21 protein-coding genes are annotated in these 21,579 nt (G+C 59.4%); 10 read left to right on the plus strand and 11 right to left on the minus strand.

Annotated features, from left to right (window positions below):
- Positions 1 to 25: 25 nt before the first annotated feature.
- Positions 26 to 547, minus strand: coding sequence for a TIR domain-containing protein (locus DH08_RS14665; RefSeq protein WP_192179974.1), 522 nt, complete (start codon positions 545 to 547; stop codon positions 26 to 28).
- A gap of 196 nt (positions 548 to 743) precedes the next feature.
- On the opposite strand from DH08_RS14665, the gene DH08_RS14670 reads away from it, so the two are divergent.
- Together DH08_RS14670 and DH08_RS14675 are read left to right on the plus strand one after the other, a co-directional pair.
- Positions 744 to 1,238: a TIR domain-containing protein gene (locus DH08_RS14670; RefSeq protein WP_192179975.1), complete on the plus strand. Its 495-nt coding sequence runs from the start codon at positions 744 to 746 to the stop codon at positions 1,236 to 1,238.
- Positions 1,238 to 1,888, plus strand: coding sequence for an Nmad2 family putative nucleotide modification protein (locus DH08_RS14675; protein WP_192179976.1), 651 nt, complete (start codon positions 1,238 to 1,240; stop codon positions 1,886 to 1,888). Before DH08_RS14670 ends, DH08_RS14675 begins: the two co-directional genes overlap by 1 nt.
- A 108-nt stretch (positions 1,889 to 1,996) precedes the next feature.
- On the opposite strand, the gene DH08_RS14680 is transcribed toward DH08_RS14675, so the two are convergent.
- On the minus strand, positions 1,997 to 2,605 hold the full coding sequence (locus DH08_RS14680) for an Nmad2 family putative nucleotide modification protein (RefSeq protein WP_192179977.1): 609 nt from the start codon (positions 2,603 to 2,605) through the stop codon (positions 1,997 to 1,999).
- A gap of 5 nt (positions 2,606 to 2,610) precedes the next feature.
- Entirely contained in the window at positions 2,611 to 3,036 is a 426-nt protein-coding gene (locus tag DH08_RS14685) for a hypothetical protein (protein WP_192179978.1), read from the minus strand.
- Between the two features lie 84 nt (positions 3,037 to 3,120).
- On the opposite strand from DH08_RS14685, the gene DH08_RS14690 reads away from it, so the two are divergent.
- The 4 genes from DH08_RS14690 (at position 3,121) to DH08_RS14705 (ending at position 7,543) form a co-directional block, all read left to right on the plus strand.
- Positions 3,121 to 4,719 (plus strand): thymidylate synthase, encoded by a 1,599-nt coding sequence (locus DH08_RS14690; protein WP_192179979.1) that lies wholly within the window; start codon positions 3,121 to 3,123, stop codon positions 4,717 to 4,719.
- Positions 4,716 to 5,666, plus strand: a complete 951-nt coding sequence (locus DH08_RS14695) for a TylF/MycF/NovP-related O-methyltransferase (RefSeq protein WP_192179980.1) — start codon at positions 4,716 to 4,718, stop codon at positions 5,664 to 5,666. The genes DH08_RS14690 and DH08_RS14695 overlap by 4 nt, the downstream gene beginning before the upstream one ends.
- Entirely contained in the window at positions 5,663 to 6,772 is a 1,110-nt protein-coding gene (locus DH08_RS14700) for a nucleotide kinase domain-containing protein (RefSeq protein ID WP_192179981.1), read from the plus strand. The genes DH08_RS14695 and DH08_RS14700 overlap by 4 nt, the downstream gene beginning before the upstream one ends.
- Positions 6,773 to 7,084: 312 nt before the next feature.
- Positions 7,085 to 7,543 carry a hypothetical protein gene (locus DH08_RS14705; RefSeq protein WP_192179982.1) on the plus strand — a complete coding sequence of 153 codons (459 nt, stop codon included), beginning with the start codon at positions 7,085 to 7,087 and terminating at the stop codon, positions 7,541 to 7,543.
- Between the two features lie 230 nt (positions 7,544 to 7,773).
- Here the strand turns inward: DH08_RS14705 and DH08_RS14710 are convergent, their stop codons facing one another.
- Positions 7,774 to 8,610: a hypothetical protein gene (locus tag DH08_RS14710; protein ID WP_192179983.1), complete on the minus strand. Its 837-nt coding sequence runs from the start codon at positions 8,608 to 8,610 to the stop codon at positions 7,774 to 7,776.
- Between the two features lie 548 nt (positions 8,611 to 9,158).
- Here DH08_RS14710 and DH08_RS14715 point away from each other — a divergent pair.
- Positions 9,159 to 10,784 carry a hypothetical protein gene (locus DH08_RS14715; protein WP_192179984.1) on the plus strand — a complete coding sequence of 542 codons (1,626 nt, stop codon included), beginning with the start codon at positions 9,159 to 9,161 and terminating at the stop codon, positions 10,782 to 10,784.
- Positions 10,785 to 11,291: 507 nt separating this feature from the next.
- On the opposite strand, the gene DH08_RS14720 is transcribed toward DH08_RS14715, so the two are convergent.
- Entirely contained in the window at positions 11,292 to 11,747 is a 456-nt protein-coding gene (locus DH08_RS14720; protein ID WP_210328740.1) for a hypothetical protein, read from the minus strand.
- Positions 11,748 to 12,067: 320 nt separating this feature from the next.
- Between DH08_RS14720 and DH08_RS14725 the strand changes: the two genes are divergently transcribed.
- Both DH08_RS14725 and DH08_RS14730 read left to right on the plus strand, forming a co-directional pair.
- Complete coding sequence (locus tag DH08_RS14725; RefSeq protein WP_192179986.1) at positions 12,068 to 14,035, plus strand: hypothetical protein; 1,968 nt, start codon at positions 12,068 to 12,070, stop codon at positions 14,033 to 14,035.
- On the plus strand, positions 14,032 to 14,793 hold the full coding sequence (locus DH08_RS14730) for an AAA family ATPase (RefSeq protein ID WP_192179987.1): 762 nt from the start codon (positions 14,032 to 14,034) through the stop codon (positions 14,791 to 14,793). Before DH08_RS14725 ends, DH08_RS14730 begins: the two co-directional genes overlap by 4 nt.
- Before the next feature lie 58 nt (positions 14,794 to 14,851).
- Here the strand turns inward: DH08_RS14730 and DH08_RS14735 are convergent, their stop codons facing one another.
- From DH08_RS14735 to DH08_RS14750, 4 genes are all read right to left on the minus strand, one after another.
- Positions 14,852 to 16,102: a CapA family protein gene (locus DH08_RS14735; protein ID WP_192179988.1), complete on the minus strand. Its 1,251-nt coding sequence runs from the start codon at positions 16,100 to 16,102 to the stop codon at positions 14,852 to 14,854.
- A 74-nt stretch (positions 16,103 to 16,176) separates the two neighbouring features.
- A complete protein-coding gene (locus tag DH08_RS14740) occupies positions 16,177 to 17,025 on the minus strand; it encodes a transporter substrate-binding domain-containing protein (protein WP_192179989.1) in 849 nt (282 codons plus the stop codon).
- Between the two features lie 52 nt (positions 17,026 to 17,077).
- Positions 17,078 to 17,830, minus strand: a complete 753-nt coding sequence (locus tag DH08_RS14745; RefSeq protein ID WP_192179990.1) for an ABC transporter permease — start codon at positions 17,828 to 17,830, stop codon at positions 17,078 to 17,080.
- A 13-nt stretch (positions 17,831 to 17,843) separates the two neighbouring features.
- Positions 17,844 to 18,503, minus strand: coding sequence for an ABC transporter permease (locus tag DH08_RS14750; RefSeq protein WP_192179991.1), 660 nt, complete (start codon positions 18,501 to 18,503; stop codon positions 17,844 to 17,846).
- A 270-nt stretch (positions 18,504 to 18,773) separates the two neighbouring features.
- On the opposite strand from DH08_RS14750, the gene DH08_RS14755 reads away from it, so the two are divergent.
- Complete coding sequence (locus tag DH08_RS14755) at positions 18,774 to 19,691, plus strand: LysR family transcriptional regulator (protein ID WP_192179992.1); 918 nt, start codon at positions 18,774 to 18,776, stop codon at positions 19,689 to 19,691.
- 131 nt (positions 19,692 to 19,822) lie between these two features.
- Here DH08_RS14755 and DH08_RS14760 read toward each other — a convergent pair whose 3' ends face one another.
- Positions 19,823 to 20,293 (minus strand): Ros/MucR family transcriptional regulator, encoded by a 471-nt coding sequence (locus tag DH08_RS14760; RefSeq protein ID WP_192179993.1) that lies wholly within the window; start codon positions 20,291 to 20,293, stop codon positions 19,823 to 19,825.
- Between the two features lie 229 nt (positions 20,294 to 20,522).
- Entirely contained in the window at positions 20,523 to 21,578 is a 1,056-nt protein-coding gene (locus tag DH08_RS14765; RefSeq protein ID WP_192179994.1) for an ornithine cyclodeaminase, read from the minus strand.
- Between the last annotated feature and the right edge of the window lies 1 nt (position 21,579).

The following is a 21,579-nucleotide window of genomic DNA, read 5'->3' on the forward strand; positions in this document are numbered from 1 at the left end:
AGCGTTCTGCATATCATGGTCTTGCTCACCGATTGTAGGACATCAACGCGCGGTTGTTCATGATCAGAGATCGAGGTTTGACCAGTGTTGCCTCGATTGCATTCATGAGTTGCCGATAATCGGCGATGATATTCGTCCAGCGGATCCACACCGCATAGTTGGCGTCGATATTGTCCTGCAGGCGATCGGGCTTGTTGGTTCCGTCCCCCACCAGCGGCAAGGTCGGCAGCCAGATGCCGACCAAGCCCATCTGCTGATCGAGTGACGCCTTGATCTCCCAGTCCACATATTTGCGGCGCCAAGTGTCTGCGCCACACAACACGATGGTGCAGGAACTGCCATGAAGATGAGATTCGCGTATGCGCCGCATGATATAGGAGGGGTCGGCGCTATCGATCCGCCGTTCAAGCGAATTGTCGGTGAGGAGCTGCAGCGAGTCGTGGAACGCGGCCGAGAACGCATCATAATGTCGCTGATCCCCGCGATGATGGTAGCTGACAAACACCTTGCGGCGCACAGATGGAAGCGCCCCGTGATAACCCGACATCATATGTCCCCCTCAGATTACCTTGTTCCTGCACATACCGCCCTGTGGAGTGAAGGGCCAGAGTGGCAAGTGCACGCGATTTCCCTATCATTAGGACAGTGGGTTCGCTTGTCGGAACGAAAGGGGTACACTTTATTGAAATTTTCGCCCGGCGATCCTATTTTGGAGCGATATAGATTCTTTCGATGGGGTTGAGATGAGCAATCGTCGCCACGTTTTCGTCAGCCATCATCACGCCGATGACGTGCATGTCACGGCCCTCACGCGCATGCTCGCGCGCTCCGGTTACGAAATCCGCAACAGTTCGATTCGCTCCAAGCCGGCCAACCAGCGCCGCCTCGATGAAGGACGCATTCCCGAGCGCACGCTCAAGCGTTTGTTGCGCATGAAAATGTCCTGGGCATCGACTGTTGTGGTGCTGATCGGCAGGGATACGCACAAGCGCCCTTGGGTCGACTGGGAGATCAAGAAGGCGAACGAACTCGGCAAGCGCATTGTTGGGGTGTATGAGCGCGGCGGCACCGAGAACGACGTGCCTGACGCCTTCAACAAATATGGCGACGCCCTGGTCAGCTGGAACTCGGCGAATGTGATCGAAGCCATTGAGGGCAAGTGCGATCCGTTCGAGAAGCCCGACGGCGCGCCGCGCCCGCCTGCTAACGATACGCCCCGCAGCAGCTGCGCTGCCTGATGGTGAGCGTCTATATCTATGCTGTGAGCTATGATCTGGGTTTTGCGCCCAATCCGTTCGGCGGACTGTGCAGCTTGGCCTGCTGCAAGCCCAAGATCCGCGAGAAAGCCCTAGCGGGCGACTGGATCATCGGACTGACCGGTGTCAAGATCAGCCCCGCCATGCGCTGTGTCTTCGCAATGGTCGTTACGCGGGACACCAGCTTCGACGACTATTGGGCGCATCCGGATTTCATCACGCGGCGCCCAGTGCGCAATGGAACAGCCAAGAAGCAGGTTGGCGACAACATCTACCATCGCGACAAGCCAGCGACGCCCTGGCTTCAGGAGAACTCGGTCCACAGCCAGGTCGATGGCACGCAATGTCTGCTCAACACCGCGCATGACACGCGGATCAATCGGGTGCTGCTCTCCGACCGGTTCGTCTATTTCGGGGCCTTGGCCCCGCCTGTGCCGCGCCCCATCCGCGATGCGCTGGCCTATACGCGCAATCCGCGCGACTATCGTCGGTTCGACGCGGTCCAGGCCAAGCCACTCATCGACTGGCTCGCACCCCAGATCGCAGCTCATCCCAATCAAGTGCTTGCCGACCCTCTTGACTTTGCGTCGAGCGCCAAGCGTTTTTCACCGGAGCGCCAGCGCCTGATCTGAACCGGTAACAGCACGCGGCGGGGGGAGGGCGGGCGAAGCCGCCGCCTCGCGGCTGTTAGCGCCGTTCATGGTTTCAGCAGTACCCCCTTTTTTGGCCGCTGCCAGCCCCTATCGCCAGTATCTCGACCAGGCCCATTCGATCGGATCGCCAACGCGGCCATGCTGATGAAACCCGTTGGCCCAGGCGAGGAAATCGGCAACGTCCTGGTCGGAGTAGTTATAGGCATAGTTCGGCCGGCCAATATGGAACCGTGCGAACCTGGCTGGAATTTTCGGTGCCTGATCGCCCCAATACGAAAAGTGCCTCGAAAGCAGCACCTTGTCCGTCGTTGCGGTATCCCGCACCAGATTCTTCATGTTGGCGACGGCACCATCCTGGCTGTGGCGGGAGTCGGACTGGATCCAAGGCCCGCCGGGCACCTCGTGATGGTAGATGTTGTCGCCAAACCGGACCTTGAAGCTGCCGTTCAGGACCGGCCGCTTTCTTGCGAACTCCGGGTTGCGCCAGTACTGGTCAAAGGTCGTGATCTCATCCACCCGCATCAGGAACACGGCCCGGTCCGCACATCCACGCTTCGACGGTCCGGTGCCTAGCACCCAGTCGCCAACCACGGCTTTCCTGCGGATGCCGGGTTTGCAGGTGGCAAGGCTGCAGACCCCATGGAAGGGGTTGGGGGCAAAGCCATGATCCCAGCGAACGACATAGGAAAACAGCATCTCGGCTAGCCCTTATGCCAGGGCGTCTTCTGTTTCTCGCGCTGTTTGCCGTCCGGTAACTGCCACACCGGCTCCTTGGTGGGGCTTGCCTTCGTCAGGTCGTCCAACGTCTCAACACCATCGCCCTCGCGGTTGATGGCTGCGGGGATCGTCCCGGACGTCTGGCCTTCAGGCCAGACCCCGATGACCTGCTTGCCAGTCCTGCCAGCGTAGACGATGACGCCGACATAGTCCTCGGCCTCGGTCTCCGGGCAGATCAGGATCACCACAACGTCGCACTGGTCGACACAGGATTGGTAGTCCGAGAGGTCGGTCTTTTCGTCACAGACCAACAGGCCTCCGGCCTTGACGATTTTACTCTTGATAACCTCTATTTGCTTGGCATGCGCAGGAACTGGGCAAACATAGGCCTTTACTTTATTGAAGTCCAACGTAACCTCCGGTTCTAGAGTTTGTGTGATTCTTCGCGGTTTTTCGGCTCAAGTCCACTCAAAAAGTAAAACGCCGGAATCGACATGCCCTCCTACCGAAACATTAGTTTTGCTCTTGTCCAGAGCGTTGAGGAACTCCTTCTCGACGGAGCCAACGTCTTTGTCAAAGAGCGCCAGACGAAGGAACTGATCGCCAGGACCACCCGGCTAGAACGGCCGCTGGAGCGCTATTTGTTCGCTCCCAGGCGCCACAACGATGTTGCGGCCCAGTTCGCTGAGAGCATGTGGGTCCTTGCCGGTCGCGATGACATAGCTTGGCTCAAGAAATATCTGTCGCGCGCACCGCAGTTCTCCGATGACGGCCAGACCTGGCGGGGTGCCTACGGCCCGCGCCTGCGGCGCTGGAGCGGCGTCGACCAGGTCGACGCGGTGCGCAGGCTCCTTTCCACCGAACGCACAAGTCGCCAAGCAGTCATGGCTCTGTTCGACCCCGCCCGGGACTACGAGCCCTCCAAGGACATTCCCTGCAACAACTGGCTGGGCTGGATAATCCGCGATGACCGGCTGCACATGTGCGCCACCTTGCGCAGCAACGACGTGTGGTGGGGCTTTTCGGGGGTCAACGCTTTCGAGTGGAGCATCCTGCATGAGATGCTGGCCTATTGGGTGAACGCCCAGGTCGGCCAAGCCGATTATCTTGCTATGTCGTTCCACATCTATGCCGACCATTTCGAGCGCGGCGGACAGATGGTGACCGGCTTCCAGGGACTTTCGCCCTATGATTTTGGCCTAGGCCGGGCGGAGTTCGCGACTCCGTGGGATGGGTTCCAGACGAAACTCGACCGCTGGTTTGCGCTTGAGGCCGAGATGTCCGCGCGGCCCGACGCGCCGCTTGGAAGTTTCGGTGAGATCGGTGACCCGCTGCTCGACAGCGGCCTGACGTTGGTCCATGTAGCCCAGGCGCACACGCTGTGGGGCGGAGAGCGCTTGGCCCGTGAACTGGCGCGGTTGCCTGCCTGCGACTACGTGGCTGCGCTATACGAGCAGTACGCCCGCAAATATCCCAGTTTGCTGCATGCGGTCCCGCAGCGGCCTATTGCCGATTTCCTCGCCGCGTGTTCGCGCCGCAGCGCCGACATGGTCGGCGACTTCAAGGCTGCGGTCAAAAGGCTGCATGCCGAGAAGGATCGCGCCTATGGCGGAGCCTGGAAAAAGCGGGGGGAGCTGGTCAGCATCCAGCCGAACATTGCCCGCAAGGTGGACAGACTCGACACACTGTCGGCGACCGGTGCAGGGCTTGCCGGCGAGACGGGCCTAGACACCGCTGTCGACCTGCTCGTCTACGTCGAGAAGTACCGCCTGTTCCTTGCCGAGAGCCTGCCTGCCGGCGCGCTAGTGCCGGCGGACGCGCCCGTCCCGCTCAGTAGCTATGAGCAGAACTTCGACACGTTGCTCGACCGGCTGGAGCTGAATCCACCCACCCGCCCAATCGCCGAGATCATCAGGGACGTAAACACGGCTTTTGACGCTTGCTGGCATGGGGCCGAAGATCGTGCTGAGCCCGAGGAAAGGCTCGCGCTTGCGACCACCCTCTCGGAACACGCGACCGAATTGCTCGCATTGCTTGTTCACGGCAACAGGCAGGCCCTGACCGCCTTTCTCCAATCCGGAACCTCCGCATGAGCCCCGAAGACCTCTCAAAACTCAAGCTGAAGCTGCGCGAGGCCGTCACCGAACGCGAGCCGGGCTCGCGGGTGGCCATTGCCGGTTGGTCCGCGGCTGCCTTCGACATTGCGGCGGACCCGATCCTCACCCGCGGTGCGGCCGAGTTGATCGGCATCTTTGCCCGGCAAGGCGGGGCGTCGGTTAAGCCCCTTGAAGACCTGCCCGCCCACCACCCCGACATCGTGGTCATCGCCGAGGACGCAGGGAAGGAATCGATCCTCGAAGCCATCGCTTTAACGCTGCCGGCCAAAACGAAAATCGTCATCGGCGGCTTCTCGCACTTTGAATTCAGCGATCCCGTTTTTGACAAGATCAGGCGCGACGTCTTCATTCCGTCCTTCGCCAACGGCTACCGGCACTGCCTCGTTCATATCTATCAGTGCCTGCAGAACGCGCACCGCCGGGGCCTCAAGGGGTGCGTGGCGGAGTTCGGCATGTTCAAGGGCGGAACTACCATGCTGATCTCGCGCTTCATTGAGGCACTCGGGGCGGATTGGAAGGTGTACGGATTCGACACGTTCGGCGGTTTCCCAGACAAGCGCAGCCCGCTCGACATGTATAGTCATCCCGATTGCGTGTACCTGGACGTGGAAATGATAAGAGCCGTGTTCGCCCGCCGCAACGTAGAGGTGGTCAAGGGCGACGTGGTGGAGTCCGTGTCACGCCTTGCCGCAGAAGACTTGGTGCTTTCTTTCGTCGATACCGACAATTTCACGTCGGCGGAAGCGGTTATTCGTGTCATAGCGGAGAAGACTCAAATCGGGGGTGCGATCGTTTTCGACCATTGGACCGGACACGACCGCCACATCGACACGATAGGTGAGAGAATAGCCGCAAAAAAACTCGCGGCCGACACGCGATACTTCAATCTGCACGGCACTGGTGTATTCTTGAGGCAGCTATGAACTCGTCCCCGACCCCCTTCATCCGACGTACCCCGCCCCAGGCCCGCAAGGGCGTGTACGAGCTGTACTGGACGTTCGCCTCACGGCGGCAAGCCGCCTTCGAGGCGCGCCTGGCCGGCAAGAGCCAACCTTGGACGTTTGACCCGATCCTGCAGATTTACAAGTTCTGCAACGTCTTCCGGGCGGCTGACCGTGTCTCCCAGTTCATGATCAAGGACGTAGCGTACGGCCAGGACGCCGAAACCACCGCTCGCGACCGGGTGTTCCAGATCACCGCATTCCGCACCTTTAGCAACATCGCGACTTGGGAGTCCGTTGCCTATGAACTTGGTGGGGCACCTCGCCTCGATCATTTGCGCTCAGGCGAATTCGAGCAGGCTCTGGATCGGGTCAAGGCACGGAACGGCGGGCTCTATACCGGCGCGTTTATCCTCTGCGCCAATAAGGCGTTCGGTTTCGACGAGAAGCACCGTAACCACGTTGCGCTGTTCAAGTACATGTTCCTCGATCATGCCTGTGCCGAGCGGGTGCTGCAGGCACCATCCCTGAAAGCGGTGGTCGAACTGTTGCAGAGCTTTCCGTTGATGGGACCGTTCATGGCCTATCAGACCGCGATTGACCTCAATTACTCGGAGCTGCTCGACTTCAGCGAGAACGACTATACCCAGGCGGGTCCAGGCGCGCTGCGTGGCCTGAAGAAGGCCTTCACTGATCTGGGTGATTACTCGCCAGCGGATACTATCCTCTGGATGGTTGACCGACAGGACGAGGAATTTCGACGCCTGGAGCTGCCCTTCCGCGGTTTGTTCGGCCGCAGGCTGCACGGTATCGACTGCCAGGGCCTATTCTGCGAACTCGACAAATATTGTCGCGAAGCAGTTCCTGAACTGACCAGCGCGCGCAGCCGGATCAAAGCGAAATACTCGGGGTCACGAGGAGATATCGAGCTGTTCTTCCCGCCCAAGTGGCAGCTTCCTTCGTCAGGTGTCGTTCGCGCATCAGTAATGCTCCCAGGTACCGGTGAGAGCTCGCGGGCGACAGTGGCGCGTCCCAAGCCTCTTAAAGCTGCTCGTGAAGAGCTCGCCGTTGCGGATCTGTTTGCTTAGCAAATCCAGATAGAGCTGGCTGGTGGTCCCATCGAATGGCATGCGCACCAGAAAACCTGCTTTTTTTGCTATTTTTTATACGAACGGCTCACCATCCCCGACTGGTAATTCGAGATTCTAAGCTATCGCCTTCATTGATGATACGCAGAAGCTGTCGTTCGGGTATCGACATTGAGGCAGAGATCAGAAGGGCCGATGCACTTCGAGACCTGTCTGACAGAGATGACTGTTGACACCTCACCCCGGGCATCATATGTCCCTGCCCATTCCAACAAGAGACATCACTGCTGTGATGTCCGAAAGGCAAGAGGCATGTCAACCGAATGGCCGAAACGAATCCGCAGCAGGGCTGCGAAGTTAAAGAATGGAAATGCGCTCCTGGCCCTCGCAGAGGAATCGCCGATCCTCCCGGAGATGCGGCGCCGCATTATGAATGGCGAGAAGCCCGTAGCAGCGCTGTCCGGCGAGATGGTCGAGCGATTCGGTCAGGAACATGCAGAGCATCACGGACTCCGCCAGCTCGCAGGGGAAGCGACCGCGTTCATGGTCGAAAGCATGCTCGGTGCGATCCGTTCGTCCGGATCGCGGAAAATCCTCGACGACCAAGTTTTCACGTCAGGCACGCCTTTCCGGATTCCCGGACAGACCGGAGAGACCGTTCTTGCCGAGCCGCTGGCGACTGAGCTTCTGGTCCGGCACCTGACCGATGCCGCACTCGCCGAGCTGGCGGCCATCCTCGCCGCCGAACAGGAACGCCGCCTTACGACCTAGCGGTCAGCCAGCAGCTTCCTGACTTTAGCGAGGCGGGTCCGGCCATCCTGACCCGCCAGCCCTAGCCGCTCGAGATTCAGCGCAACGCTCCCGCTGGGTCCACAGACCTCCGTCGCCACTGCTTCCGGCATGCAGTCGAACAGCGAAAGGGGGACATCGGATTTGCGTTCGACGATCCTCGTGACGACCTTCGGCTCCGGGTCGTCACACACCATGTCGTGAGAGAAAATCTATCGAGCTGGGATGACGTGTCGCTGCGCGCGGTTGACTGTCGGCGGAATCTGCGAGCATTGGGCGGCGCCCAGGTCGGCGTCATAGTCGCCGAGATGGAACTGGAGCGCATTAAGTATGCGCTCGCAAGCCTCGACGACCTTCTTACGGTCCTTGATGGGATTGCTATGGAAGAGCTCGTTCCGGGTTTCCTTGATGACCCGTAACGTGTCGTCGAACACGGTCTTGTCGAGGTTGAATCCCAGCTCCGCGTTGGCGCAAAACATGCCCCGCATCAAGCCCCAGTCCGCCTTGATGATGCTCCAGAGTTCTCCGAGCGTAAGACAATAGTAGAACTCGTCGCTCTTGTCGGGTCCCGTGACCTTGTGAATCAGCGTGGCGCTGATCATGTCGTCGAACACCTTCCAGACGGCCTTGACGAAGCCGGGGTTGATGACCACGCCTCGAATGTTGGGGAAATTCTGGTAGGTCTGTCCTGCGTCCCGGCCGTCCCTGATGATGGTCCACCAGTCCATCCTGCCGAACCTGTCCTCGAGGTAGTCGGCCAACACTGACCTCAGGCTGTTCTCTACGGCGAATACGAAGGGGTAGATCGAGGAGAACTCCTTGACCTTCCGTGTGTATATGCGGTGGATTATCTGGCGCTGCTGGTCTACTGGTACCGCCTGCAGGCGGCGCACCTGCACTCCCTCCCGTATGCTATCCCGTAAGAGGGTGGGGTTCAGGGTACGCATGTCCACTTCGAAGTGGTCTACCTCCTGGGGACGGGGTACGAAGGTGAGGTACTCACCTAGCAACTCTCTGGTAGGTATGTGCCTCTTCGTAATGCTGGACATGCGCTCCCCTCTTGCAATGCACTCGTATCCGCTCTATAACACCTCTACTCGCTGAGTGGAGGCACAATGGTGTCGCGAGCCCATGGGTCTTGCCATGGCACTTGGAGAGTCTAAACGAACTACCTATGGCTAGGCGTGGCTCTAAAGGCTGCGCCTTTAGTCGTTCAGGGACTGGCCACTCCTTTCCCGTGGTCTTCATGACACCCCGTAACACGCCCTGTGTGTGCCCGATGATCATCATGATGACCATGCCGAGTGTCCCTCGACAAGGTGCTGCTGGTGCTGGTGGCACGGCCATGTGTACGAGGACGACAGGTCGGCCGGGGGGAGCATGAGGTTTTGTGGGGCAGTCACGTTGCGGCCGACCAAACAGACACTTTATGTGGCTCGGCTCCGGCCGCCCAGCGAGTCTCCGCAACCAATCGCCCCACAGTCCTCATGCTCTCATCGTAGCTGCTGCGGCTCCCGCTGAGCATTTTGGAACAGGGCCTGCGAGCCCCAGTTGTACTTTGCACGATGGTACGCCACTGCCTCGGAATCGTGTAGAAGTGGATATCATTCCGTTGCAGGGGGGCGCGGTGAGACTGAAACGACTTGAAAAAATGCGCATGGGCGGTACGCGAACGAAGATGCAGCTGAGCATCCCAGTGCCCAGGACGCCTGACGGCAGGGTCTATCGATACTCACCCAATGTCGACGCTCATCCGAGGCATTTTGTACTCGGCGAGACTGTCGTCGGCTTCGCTGCGGATCCTGATAGAGCCGCGCGGACGAAATATACCGCCGGCACTCCGGGGACTGTCTGCCCCTATAGCGGAATTAGGGCTGACGATTCCCAGTTCACACATCCCGAGGATCGCAAGGCGGCGGTCAAGATTGTGAAGCAAGCGGCCCTGCAGGACATGCAAGACGCGGTATCGGAAATGCTGGCCGGTGTGGCGCGAGGCAGCAAGTCGATCACTTACAAGCCGGCCCCCCGGCAGAGCAAACCTAGGCCGCGTTTCGGACGCCGTGACCTCATGCGTCTGCTGGTTTGCGACTGCTGCGGGCGGGACTATGGTGTATTCGCGATTGCGCTATTTTGCCCGGACTGCGGGGCGCCCAACCTAGCGCTGCACTTTTCTCGTGAGGCCGAGTTGGTCGGCCAGCAGGTCGATCTGGCGGAAGCGTTGGGCAAGGACCGTCAGGAGCTGGCCTATCGACTGCTCGGCAATGCTCATGAGGACGTACTCACCGCCTTCGAGGCGACGCTTAAGGTAGCGTACGCCTATCGAATTCACAATCGGCCTTTGGGATCGATGGCTGCTAAGTCGGTCGTCAACGACTTTCAGAACATTGATAAAGGTCGAAAGCGCTTCGACGAATTCTTGTTCGATCCGTTCGCGGAACTCGACGCGCAGGAGCTGGCGGTGCTGTCCCTCAACATTCAAAAGCGCCATTTGATTGGGCACAATCTTGGCGTGGTTGATGCCAAATTCACGCAACACGCCAAGGAAGCGAAGTTGGGCGAGACAGTCGAGTTGGTGGCAGCGGATATCCGTTCGTTCGCCGCGCTTTGCCGAAGGGTTATCCGCCGCATCGACGATATGCTGGCGGACATGTCGCTACCAGCTCCGGCGGCCCACGACGAGGAGGACGCGATGCCTTCACCAACAGAGACCGTCGGTGATCTGAGCCCGGAGGGATCGGCAGTGGGAAAATGGATTTGCACGACATCCGTCGATGGCCTGCCCTGGAACCTCGATGAGAATGCTCTGGTCGCCGCCTTCCCGAGCCTGTCGACGGACGAGCTCGCCGAAGCGCTCGCCGACCTTGCTGAGGACGACTACGTGAGCCTTTCCCATACGATTTCGGAACGATTGCCTCGCGTACACGTGCGTGAGGACTTGTTCCTGACCTTTGATCCGATTTGTGTGGGAAGCGACCCGGTGGCCGACGCACTGCAGCTGATCCCTCTCGTCTTGAAGAAGGACTCCGTCGACGTACCTGCCTTGCATGTTGAGAGTGCCATGTCGCTGCGCCGGTTCAATCCCGCCATCGGACTGATTATTTCTGAAATTGGCGAAGGACGGGTCTCTGGCACCTGGGTTGAGGGATACCCGACGCCGTACTTCCTCATCGTTGATTCCGATCGCGTCGCGATCAAGCGCCTGGCACGACGGCTCAAAGGATAACGAGGATGTAGTCCTCCCCCTGACGTCCAATCAGCCGTGGGGAACCTGAAGTCGCAGCACACTATCGCGCGATCATCATGATCTGGCCGCAATGCCACACCGCCAAGATCGCGTGTACCGCCGACATTCAGGCGCTTTCGCTTGAGGCTCGGATCTGACGCTGTGATCTGGTAACGAGGCGGTTATGTCGGCGTCGACGTGTTCTCGTTTTGTGCCGCGAAAGTCGCATAAATGGCAGTGTGGTGTGCTGTCCAGAATTATCTGTCGTCGGCGTCCAGAATTATTTGTCGTCAGCCGGAGTGCTAAGTGGCTGATATCCCGCCACTTTCGCACGATTGGGTTACCAATGCCCTTCGGTCAACAGGGTTACCATTGTGTCCCAACGACAATTAATTTCGAAGTGGTGCTAACGCGCTGTATTCATTGAGATAATTGCGACATCGATTGGTAACCCAAGGCCACCCATGACGCGTTTTGGTAACCCACCAGCGACAGGTTTGGTAACCCTCACCGGGTGAGTGCCGCTCGCGCCTCTCGGCGGATTCTTTTCAGTTCTGCTGCGGTTAGTAGATTCCCTTCCGCAGTGCGCATGGCTAACCCGACAAGACGGCTCGCCACGTATTGGTTATCGATCGTTTCGTCGATGCGCTCTGCCTCATCGAGCTTTACGATTTCCTGGAATATTCGAAGGCGGTTGTCAGCGATCCAACTGGCCCAGTCCCTAGCGGAGGCCTCATCGAGCTGACGTCCCAGCGAGATTGCAGCGCTTAAGAGTATTTTCTCGCCGGCGGCTGACATTGATGTTGCCTCCGCGAGGTGATCGCGGACGATCTTGAAATAGTCGACACGCTCACCATCCAGCATGTCTTTGCAAAAATCTTCAGGAATTGCCCCGCGGCGACGCCAGCTTGCTAGCGTTGACTTGCCTATGTTGATCTTGCGCGAGAGGTCGTCGTCGCTCATTACCTTGAAGTGCCGCTTTAGGTCGTCAATGTAGCGATCAACGATCGAGTCTGTCATCTGGGGGAGTTGACGACATTTCGTTTTGAAGCCGTGTTGCAATGTGATTGCAACGGCTTCAAAACAGCGTGGAAACAGGTCCCTCCGATCTCCTCGTAGAAGTTCGTGCGGGGTTTGTGGCGCAAGGCTTATCCCTAAGCAGGTGGTACCGGATCACGGCATTTGCCGAATGGTAGCCGTTTATGCGGTGACCGAAAAGCGCAACGGGCCGAACGTACTGGCCCTCCGCGAGATGCTCTGCCGCGAGAGTAGCGGCCATCGCTATGGGTGAGTGGCTGTCCACGGTTGAGTTTGCTGCGCTGGTCGGCATTCGGCGACAAGTCGCCCACCGCGCTCTTGTTCTGCGTCGCTGGCGCAAAACCGCGCTCGAAGTACGAAAGGTCAAAGGGCGGCGCGGCGGCAACGACGGAGAGCAATATCAGGTCAATTCCACGTCTCTGCCGCTCGAATATCAGCACCGTCTAAAGGCCTCTCAAACCCCCGTTGGAAACCAGTCGAAATCGATCACCGGCAGGACGGCAGAGAACGCATGGGGGCTCGATTACCTGGGGCCAGCGGTTCAGTATGCAGCCAAATCTACCGCCCGCGCCGCCGTATTAGCCGAGCTGGCGGGCAAGCCAACGCGGAACTGGGAGGGTAGGGCGGTCAGCTACTGCCTGCGGACGCTACAGCGTCATGCAGCACGCTTTAACGAAGGCATGAAAGTCGGCCGGCATGGTCGATCGGACAAGGGCAAGAAGCGTTTCATCATAAGCCGAAAGTGGGACAAGCTGGTCCCGTTCGACACCTCCACCAGGACGAAAATCGCTGGCGACCTAAAACAGGAAATCCGCGGCCTGCTCAAAGGCGGCATGTCATGGGGCCACACCCTGAAAGAAGCCGAGAAGTTCCTGATCGACGCGACTCGAGCGTGGGGCTTTCGTCCCGGCGATCCTAACGTACTGGAGCGCGCTTGTTCTGTCCCACCCGAACTCGTCTCGGCGGAACTCCATTTTCGAAACGTCCACCGGTTTAAGCGAGATCATAAGGCGTATGATGATCGCCGGCCCCGGATCCGCCGAACCCTCGCCGGCATGCAGCCGATGGAGCTGGTGGTGGGCGATGTACACCCAGTGGACATTCACCTCACTCGTCCTGACGGCACGCTCGCGACTGCTAGGCTGATCGGATTCTTAGACTGGGCGACGCAGCGCCTCTGGATCGGGTTGATCTTTTTCGAAAAGCGCGGCGGCGTGCAAAATTGCGACGTAATCGAAGTCTTAGCGTCCATGATCGAAGCGTGGGGCATGCCGCAGTCGCTCTATGTCGACAACGGCGCGGAATTCGGCTTCGCCGCTTTTCTAGACGATGCCATGCAGCTCACCGTGCAGAGCTTCCATGGCCCCTCCCGATCAACCCGCGTTATCAACGCCTTGCCCTACAACGCCTCCGCAAAGCCGATTGAGCGTCTGTTCGGTGATTTGGAGACGCGCTATTTCAGCACGGCGCGTGGCCACATTGGCGGCAACCGAATGAACAAGAAGCAGGAGGCGATCGGCAGGACGGTCGCTCCGTTTGGGGCGTTCGAGGATGTAGTGCCAGCCATAGAAGGTTTCGTGCGCACCTACAATCACACTGCGCAGGGTAAGAAGAGCGCGCTCAAAGGTCTCTCACCTCAGGCCGCATACCGCGAACACCTCGAGGTGGGATGGGCGCCGACTGCGGTGAGCCGCGATGAAGTGCGCGCGGCATGTGCTCGAACTGAAGAGCGGTCGGTTATTCAGGGTGCGATATCCGTCGGCGGCCGTCATTGGACATGTCCGGAATTGCAGGCTTACCAGTACGAGAAGGTATGGGTTCGTGTTCCGGCCTATCACACACCGGCCGAGTTGCTGTTGCTTGACCGGCATGGTGAACGAGTCGGCATAGCCTTTCCCGATGTCGAATTCCATCCGCTCGACAAGCGTGGCGCAAAAACAGCAGCCGAACGCGCGAGGGCGCACCGGCAGGCGGTGCGTGACCTTGATCGATCAGCGCCTGATATCGATGTGGCTGCACGCCTGATCGCCCGCGGCCAAGCCCAGCCTGACACGGTTCCCAACGAGCCTGTCGGCGTCGTCTCTTACGATCCGGCGAAGCGGCAGGCACGCATTGTGATGCCGAAGAGGCCTTTGCCCGCCGACGAGTGCCGAAGCGAACAGGACGAGCGCATAGCTGCTCAGATGGACCTGGCCAAGCGGATCGTCGGATGACGTTTATCGAAACCCGCGCCGCGCTCACCGTGCAGGCTGCCTTTGATACGGCCGTGAAGATGCGATATCCGGTGCTTGCGGTCGGCAAAGCCGGGCTCGGCAAGACTGTAGCGCTCAACTGGATAGCCACCCAAAGCGGAGCTGCGTACTGTGAGGTTGCGCAGCATACCAAGGCTATCAGGCCGATGTTCCTGATGCTGCACGACGCCTACGGCGTCCAAAAGGACAGCAAGCACACATACGACCTTGCGAAGGATTGCATGAACTTTTTGGGCGCTCGATACGGCCCGACGCGTCCGTTGCTGGTGGACGAATATCAGAACTTCACACCCACTGTTTTGCGGGAGCTGCTGCATCTTCAGGAGCACTGCGGTTTCGCTTTGCTACTCGCGGGCAACACCCATCGGTTAGCTGGCACGAAGCGTGATACCCACGCTATGGATCAGATCCAAAGCCGTATCGGCATGCGTTTCGAGATCGGGCAGCCGACGCGGGAGGACTGCGTGAGGATAGGAGCCGAATACAACGTTGAGGGATCCAACGCTTACGAGGCGATCGCCACCTACGGTCAGAACACCTCCCTTCGCGCGCTTTGCCACCTTCTCCAGAACTGCGCTGCCGTCACCAGCGGCGACGGCCGCATTCGTCTTCCCCGGATCGAGATCACGCTTCGCGGCATGTCGTGCGGCAGCGACGCCCAGAAACTTCTGCACGAGCGCCGAAACGACGGCGCACACGACGTCCGCAGCCCCGCTTAATTCCGGACAGCGACAGATAATTCTCGACGCCACACCGTCTGAGGGCCGGTCGGGCCGGTCATCCGAATTTTCGTGCAGCGGGCACGGCGATGCGGCCGCAAGCCGAGGACACTTCGATCTCGACGCCGAACGCCCGCGAGCGGGTCGCGAATCCCTCAAGGATGTCTCGCGCCGCGCTTCCCGTGACGGCGACGGGCACCAGTCTGCCTGTTGCTGATCCGAGGGACTGAGCTTCCGCGCCGATCACGACGGGCAGGAGATCCATTTCTGCGAGGTTTCCGCCCGCATCATAGCGGCACGTGGCGACGATGCTTTGCCAGACTTCCGGTGGGTCCCATTCGGTTTCGTCTGGGTGGACGTGGAAGAGGAAATTTCCGAGGCCGTAGAAGATCGGCGAGCCATTGTAGATTTCCACCGCCTGCAGCACCGGAGCGCCGTGGCTGACGAATAGGTTGGCGCCGGCGTCGATGCACATCCTGGCAAAGGTCTGCACCCAGCGCGGCACGTCCTGCCAACCTGGTTCCCAATGATGGTGGTGCAGATAGGCAATGACGAAATCGCCTTGTGCCGCCGCGTGCCGGATGGCGGACAGTTGGACACTCGCGCTCCGCTGATCGACTTCGATCAAACGGCCGAAATCGGCGGCTTGCGTGAACACGGTGCCGTAGAAATTGATCTCCGTGTCGGCCACCTCTACCGGATCCTCCGGTTGCGCATAGTTGGTCAGTTCAAAGGGGGAGCTTTGCAAATGGGCGCCAAGCCTTGCCAGTCTGCGGAAATGTCCGTCCGGCACCCCCATCTTGCGAACGGTGTTCAGACGATTGACGCCGGGCCGAGCCGGCCGGAAGGCCGTGCGGTCTTCGGCATACATGTTGGTCGGGCCGGGGCCCGCATCCATCGCAAGAAGCGCGACCTCGCGCGCGCCCAGCCGGCGGCGGCCCGGTTTCCTGGCCTCCGTCTCGTTGGCCCCGATGCCGGCGTGCAGGAAACCTCGCGCTTCCACTTCCTCCAGCGTCGAGAGGATACCGCCGGCGCCGAGATCGAAGGCGTGGTTGTTTGCGAGCGCAAGCGCGTTGAAACCGATGGCCTGCAATGCGTCGAGCACTTCAGCCCTGGAATATCCGAAGTATTTGCCCTTGGTCGGCCACCCGCCGTGCTTGCCGAGGATTGTCGACTCGAAGTTGGTGAAGACGACGTCGCCTTGGCGCAGGAAGTCCGCAACCGCGATGAAACGTTCGTCTTTGACGTCACGGACGTCGTGCGTGATCAGGGATTGGCCGGTAACGACCGCGCAGAACTGGTCTTTCATGGAGCTCGCCTTGAAGGAGGGGAGGGCGCCGGCGTTCCGGCCAGCGCCACGTCAATGTCGAAGTCGGGTGCCGCCTATTGCGAGAAGGCCGGCGAGATATCGCTCTTGAACCATTTCAGGCTCAGCGCCTTGATCGTCCCATCCTTGGTAGCCGCGTCGATTGCCGCGTTGAACTTGGCGAGCAACTCGGTATCGTCCTTGCGCATCCCGGCGCCGACGCCCGGCCCCCAGAGCCCGCCCTTCAATTCCGGCCCGAAAAACACCGCGTCCGAACCGGAAGGTGTCTCCAGAAAATCCCGCCAGGTGAAGTAGTCGGCGAGGCCGCCGTCGATGCGCCCCGCGGCAAGATCGAGCTTCATGTTGTCCAGGCTGTCATAACTGCGAATGGTCACGACATCGCCCAGGATTTCCTTCACGACGGCTTCCGAATTCGACGAACGCAGGGCCCCGATCGCCTTGCCCGCGAGTGTCGATCGGAGCCGTTCGATGGTCGCCTTTTCCTTGTCCCCGATGGTCGAGAGGTTGACCTTTTCCTTGGTGTCGCCGGCGTCGAGACCCAAGTCCTTGCGCACCACGAACTGGTTGAAGCCGGCGGCGTAGGGGATCGAGAACGCGATTGACTGCTTGCGTTTTTCTGTAATCGCCATGCCGGACATGATGACGTCGAACTTGCCGACAAGCAGTGCCGGGATGATCCCGTCCCAATCCTGCGGGACGAAGGTACATTTGATCTCGATGCGACGGCACAGCTCCTGTCCAACATCGATATCGTAACCGTAGAGTTGACCGTTCGCGTCGGTGCCGTCCCACGGCGGGGAAGCACCTTCGGAGGCGATCGAAATGACGCGCTCGCTTTCGGCGCTGGCCGGGAATGCCGACATCAGGGATGCGATAGAAACAGCAATAGCTAGGGGTATGCGCATGATGCACCTCATCGTTGGTTTGGATGGAAAGGGCAGTTCAAAAGCCGCGGCGTCAGGGCAGGGGCGGCGTCGTGATCTCGTGATCAGGCAATGCCGGGCGCAAGCGAGGCTTTCGTCGATGCACCGGATGGCCGTCAGTCGACAGTCGCCGCTCTAGGAGTTGGATCGCTTTCACGGCGATCGACGTCAGCGATAGGTAGATCGCCCCGGCGACGATGAAGATCTCGTAGGGCGCGAACGTGGTCGATACCATCTGCCTCGCCATGCCGGTGATCTCGAGCAGCGTCACGGTGCTCGCCAGCGACGAACCCTTGATCATCCCAACGACCTCGTTGCCGTAGGCCGGTAGCGATATCCTGAAGGCGATCGGGAAGGTGACCAGGCGAGCGATCTGGAAGCGTTTCAAGCCGAGAGACGTGGCCGCCTCGGTGACACCCTTAGGCACGGACTGGAGACCGCGGCACAGGATCTCGGTGGTGTGTGCCGCGCTGTTCAGCGAAAATGTCAGAAGGGCGCACCAGAAAGGATCCCGCAGGATCACCCAGAAGATGCTGGCTCGCACCGCCTCGATCTGACCGAGGCCATAGTAGAGCAGGAAGAGTTGAACGAGCATCGGCGTCCCGCGGATCACATAGGTGTATGAGAGCACCGCGAGCGAGAGGCCGGGACGTCCGAACGCTCGCATGAAGGCCAGCGGCACGGACAGAAGAAATCCGGCCGTCAGCGACAAGACCGTCAGGGTTAAGGTGAGGCCGATGCCCGAAGGCAGGACAACCAGCGCGTCAAGCATCAAGCCGAGGTTCATCGGTCGCTCCCTCCTACCGGCCGAGTGCCGGATAGCGCCGCTCAGCCAGCCGGATCGACAGCAGCGTGACGGTGGTCAGCGAGAGATAGAGAGCGGAGGCCGCTAGGTAGAAGGTCAATGGTGCGCGCAAGGACCCGGCCCCTACATACGCAACGCGCATGATGTCGGTCAGGCCAACGATTGAGACCAGCGCGGTATCCTTGAAGAGTGAAATCCAGAGATTGCCATAGGCAGGCAGCGCCAGCCGCAGCATCTGAGGTCCGATGACGAACATCCATCGCTGCCATGCGTTCAGCCCAAGCGCCTTTGCCGCTTCGGTTTGACCCGCTGGCACTGCCGCAATTGCGCCGCGAAACACTTCGGTAGCATAACCGCTGAAGACGACCGAAAGCGCGATAACCCCTGCGGTGAATGCGTTCACCTCCACGTACCGGCCGGCGATCTTGCTGGCGAGGGTCGTTCCGCCGAAGTAGATGAGCAGGATAATGAGAAGTTCTGGTACACCCCGGACAACCGTGGTGTAGGCCGTCACAACGCTGTTGAGGCGCGGTTGTGCCGTGCCCTTCGAAATCGCCAAGAACAACCCAAAGGCCGTACCCAGGCATCCGCTGACAAGGGCCAGGCCTATGGTCACGTTGAGTGCGACAATAAACTGAGTAGTAAAACCACCCATTGGGCGCTTTCCTCGACTCGCATTACCGCAGGATACGCCGGCCTTTGTCACTCAGACCAAGTCGTATAACCCAAGGTTGCGAGTTGTTATATTTATAATTTGGAGTTAATTTACGTTGTTGGTTTATTCTAGCGCTTGAAATTACACACTCAATCTATAATTTTTATTATTTTATCTATAACGCACCGTTATATACTGTGGCGGTTCGTTGCTCCCCAGGTTGGCGGTATCTGCTTCCCGGGTGGCGTTATCAGGGAAGGAGCGCAGGGAATGGAGTTGCTGCAGAGCGACCTGAAGCTCCGTCAACTGAAGGTCTTCCGGGAAGTGTTGCGGGCCGGTTCGACAAGGCGAGCAGCGGTTGCGCTCGGGATAAGCCAGCCGGCCGTCAGTCAACATGTGAAGCAACTCGAGACCACGCTCGGCATCACACTCTTCAAGAGATCAGCCAACAGAATCGTTCCCTTGCAGGAAGCCTGGGAACTCCTGCGAAATGTGGAACTTGCCCTGACGTCCCTGGATCGGCTGGAAGCGTCGATCTTCGCGATGAAGAACGAGGAAAAGCAGAGGATTGCGATTGCCGCGCCTTCTGTTTTCGGTTTCGTGACCTTGCCCAAGGTTGTGGCGATTATCCACTCAAAGACCGCTTCGAATGTCCGGTCGATTTCGGGAAGCTACGAGCAGATCGGCGAGCACATCCTGGCTGGGCGGGCGGATCTCGGAATCTCGAGATTGCCACTGGATCCACGCCTGTTTGAGTGGGCACCCCTTGGGTCGGCACGAAACGTATGCATCTTCCATCCCGACCACCGCTTTTCACAACAGACCTGTATCGAGGCTCACGACCTGGCAGGCGAAACGATCGTCGATATCGATCCGCAGTTCGCCGCCCACCAAATGAACTTCAATGCCTTGCGCTTCGCCGGCGTTGAGCCAGACATACTGGTGGAATTCGATTGCAACGGTCACGAAGCCGGGTACGTTTCGGCTGGCCTAGGCATTTCGATAACCAATGAGATCATTGCGCGTGAATACGCGGCGTTTCATCTCGAAGCAAAGCCGGTGGAACCGTCCGCGCTCTATCACTACGTTGCGATTTGGCAGAAGGGCAGGACCTTTTCCAACGCATTGAATGTATCGCTTGAGGCGATCATCGCCGCGTTTTCCCAGATGCCATCTGCGAGAGTGTGATCATCCCTTGAGGGATGGTGTTCTCGACAGCGGCTGCCTTCGAATGAGGGTAAGGGTTCATCCTATCAGAAAACGATCAGCCCGCGCCCCTGCAACAGAACGCGGGCCCTTTGAGCAAAATAGCCCCGATGTCAGGTCGTCTTGATGCCGATCTTGCGGCGCTTCGCTGGCGCCCCTTCAGGCTCAGGCGCTACGGCCTTCCGTCCCAGGCCGATCGCCTTCGCCATCTTCGATCGCGCCGCGGCATAATTCGGCGCAACCATCGGATAGTCGGAGGGCAGGCCCCATTTCGCACGGTACGCATTCGGTGACAGATCGTAGTGAGTGTCTAGGTGCCGTTTGAGCGATTTGAACTTCTTGCCGTCTTCCAGGCAGATGATGAAATCGGGCGTCACCGATTTCTTGATCGGGACAGCGGGTGTAGGCCTCTCTTCCGCTTTGGGTGCGGGTGCTCCCTGCAGCTTGCTGATTGCTTCATAGGTATCGGCAATTATACGAGCGAGTTCCGCAACTGGAACCGGATTGTTGCTGACATAGGCGGAAACGATGTCGGCGGTCATCTCGAGCAATTCCGCGTCTGAGTTGATAAGACCTTCAGGCATTTGGCCAACCCTTCATTTGCTCTTCAGTTGCCGTAGCCCCAATCTACGTCAGCAGCTTCGCTACAGCAAAGCGCACCGGGTGCACAAGACAAGAAGTTACAAAGAGGAACGCGGCGGGGGCATGGGTCACGAAACTCTGCATGAACCAGTTCGGGCGCGGCACCGCCCAGCAATGAAGGTGCAAGCGCAATTGGGCAGGAGGGCGGATACAGTTTTTGAGCGAGCCTTGTTATGCTGCCGGCTGCATGGCTGCCCTCAACAGCATGCCAAACAAGTCGCGTGGCTCGTCGGGATCGGCGAGCAAATCGAGTTCCTCATAGAGGCCGGTCGCTTGTAGCTGGTCGCGCACATATCGCAGCGCCGAAAAATCCTCGATGGCGAAGCCGACTGAATCGAACAGCGTGATCTGCTTGGCGTCTCGGCGGCCTTGTGCCTTGGCGGTGATCACTTCCCAGAGCTCGGTCACTGGATGGTCAGGATCCAGCTGTTGGATCTCGCCCTCGATGCGTGTCTGTGGCGGGAATTCGACGAAAATGTCGGAGCGCAGCAGGATGTCCTTGTGGAGTTCGGTCTTGCCGGGGCAGTCGCCGCCGACGGCGTTGATATGGACGCCGGAGCCGACCATGTTGTCGGTGAGAATGGTGGCGCACTGCTTGTCGGCGGTGACGGTCGTGATGATCCCGGCACCTTCAACCGCTTCCTGCCCGGTCCCGCAGATGGTGATATCGAATCCCATGCCAGCCAGGTTCTTCGCGCATTTCCGCGAGGCGGACCGGTCGATGTCGTAGAGCCTCAGCCGGTCGATACCGGTCAGCGCTTTGAAAGCGATTGCCTGGAATTCCGACTGGGCGCCATTGCCGATGATGGCCATGGTGCGCGTGCCGCTCGGCGCCAGATACTTTGCCGCGACAGCGGATGTGGCGGCGGTGCGCAGCGCAGTCAGGATGGTCATCTCGGTGAGCAGCATCGGATAGCCGCTGCCGACATCGGCGAGCACGCCGAAGGCGGTGACCGTCTGTAAACCCTGGCGCATATTCTTCGGATGGCCGTTGACATATTTGAAGCCATAGAGGCGCCCATCGCTCGTCGGCATCAGTTCGATGACGCCATCGTGGCTGTGCGAGGCGATGCGCGGCGTCTTGTCGAAAAGTTCCCAGCGACGGAAGTCTTCCTCGATGTAGCTGGCGAGCTCGGTCAGGAAGCGCTCGACGCCGATTGCAATCACCAGCTTCATCATACGGTCGACGCTGACGAAGGGGACGATGTTCAGCTTTGCCGTGGTCATG

This window comes from Mesorhizobium amorphae (genome assembly GCF_014843845.1).
Lineage (GTDB): Bacteria > Pseudomonadota > Alphaproteobacteria > Rhizobiales > Rhizobiaceae > Mesorhizobium > Mesorhizobium amorphae_A.

Excerpts from the sequence above, each read along its gene's own strand:
- DH08_RS14705 (WP_192179982.1), top strand. The coding sequence starts at position 7,085 with ATGTCAACCGAATGGCCGAAACGAATCCGCAGCAGGGCTGCGAAGTTA.
- DH08_RS14675 (WP_192179976.1), top strand. The coding sequence starts at position 1,238 with ATGGTGAGCGTCTATATCTATGCTGTGAGCTATGATCTGGGTTTTGCG.
- DH08_RS14725 (WP_192179986.1), top strand. The coding sequence starts at position 12,068 with ATGGGTGAGTGGCTGTCCACGGTTGAGTTTGCTGCGCTGGTCGGCATT.
- DH08_RS14730 (WP_192179987.1), top strand. The coding sequence starts at position 14,032 with ATGACGTTTATCGAAACCCGCGCCGCGCTCACCGTGCAGGCTGCCTTT.
- DH08_RS14720 (WP_210328740.1), bottom strand. The coding sequence starts at position 11,747 with ATGAGCGACGACGACCTCTCGCGCAAGATCAACATAGGCAAGTCAACG.
- DH08_RS14710 (WP_192179983.1), bottom strand. The coding sequence starts at position 8,610 with ATGTCCAGCATTACGAAGAGGCACATACCTACCAGAGAGTTGCTAGGT.
- DH08_RS14735 (WP_192179988.1), bottom strand. The coding sequence starts at position 16,102 with ATGAAAGACCAGTTCTGCGCGGTCGTTACCGGCCAATCCCTGATCACG.
- DH08_RS14760 (WP_192179993.1), bottom strand. The coding sequence starts at position 20,293 with ATGCCTGAAGGTCTTATCAACTCAGACGCGGAATTGCTCGAGATGACC.
- DH08_RS14690 (WP_192179979.1), top strand. The coding sequence starts at position 3,121 with ATGCCCTCCTACCGAAACATTAGTTTTGCTCTTGTCCAGAGCGTTGAG.
- DH08_RS14745 (WP_192179990.1), bottom strand. The coding sequence starts at position 17,830 with ATGAACCTCGGCTTGATGCTTGACGCGCTGGTTGTCCTGCCTTCGGGC.
- DH08_RS14700 (WP_192179981.1), top strand. The coding sequence starts at position 5,663 with ATGAACTCGTCCCCGACCCCCTTCATCCGACGTACCCCGCCCCAGGCC.
- DH08_RS14755 (WP_192179992.1), top strand. The coding sequence starts at position 18,774 with ATGGAGTTGCTGCAGAGCGACCTGAAGCTCCGTCAACTGAAGGTCTTC.
- DH08_RS14765 (WP_192179994.1), bottom strand. The coding sequence starts at position 21,578 with ATGACCACGGCAAAGCTGAACATCGTCCCCTTCGTCAGCGTCGACCGT.
- DH08_RS14670 (WP_192179975.1), top strand. The coding sequence starts at position 744 with ATGAGCAATCGTCGCCACGTTTTCGTCAGCCATCATCACGCCGATGAC.
- DH08_RS14695 (WP_192179980.1), top strand. The coding sequence starts at position 4,716 with ATGAGCCCCGAAGACCTCTCAAAACTCAAGCTGAAGCTGCGCGAGGCC.
- DH08_RS14665 (WP_192179974.1), bottom strand. The coding sequence starts at position 547 with ATGTCGGGTTATCACGGGGCGCTTCCATCTGTGCGCCGCAAGGTGTTT.
- DH08_RS14750 (WP_192179991.1), bottom strand. The coding sequence starts at position 18,503 with ATGGGTGGTTTTACTACTCAGTTTATTGTCGCACTCAACGTGACCATA.
- DH08_RS14680 (WP_192179977.1), bottom strand. The coding sequence starts at position 2,605 with ATGCTGTTTTCCTATGTCGTTCGCTGGGATCATGGCTTTGCCCCCAAC.
- DH08_RS14740 (WP_192179989.1), bottom strand. The coding sequence starts at position 17,025 with ATGCGCATACCCCTAGCTATTGCTGTTTCTATCGCATCCCTGATGTCG.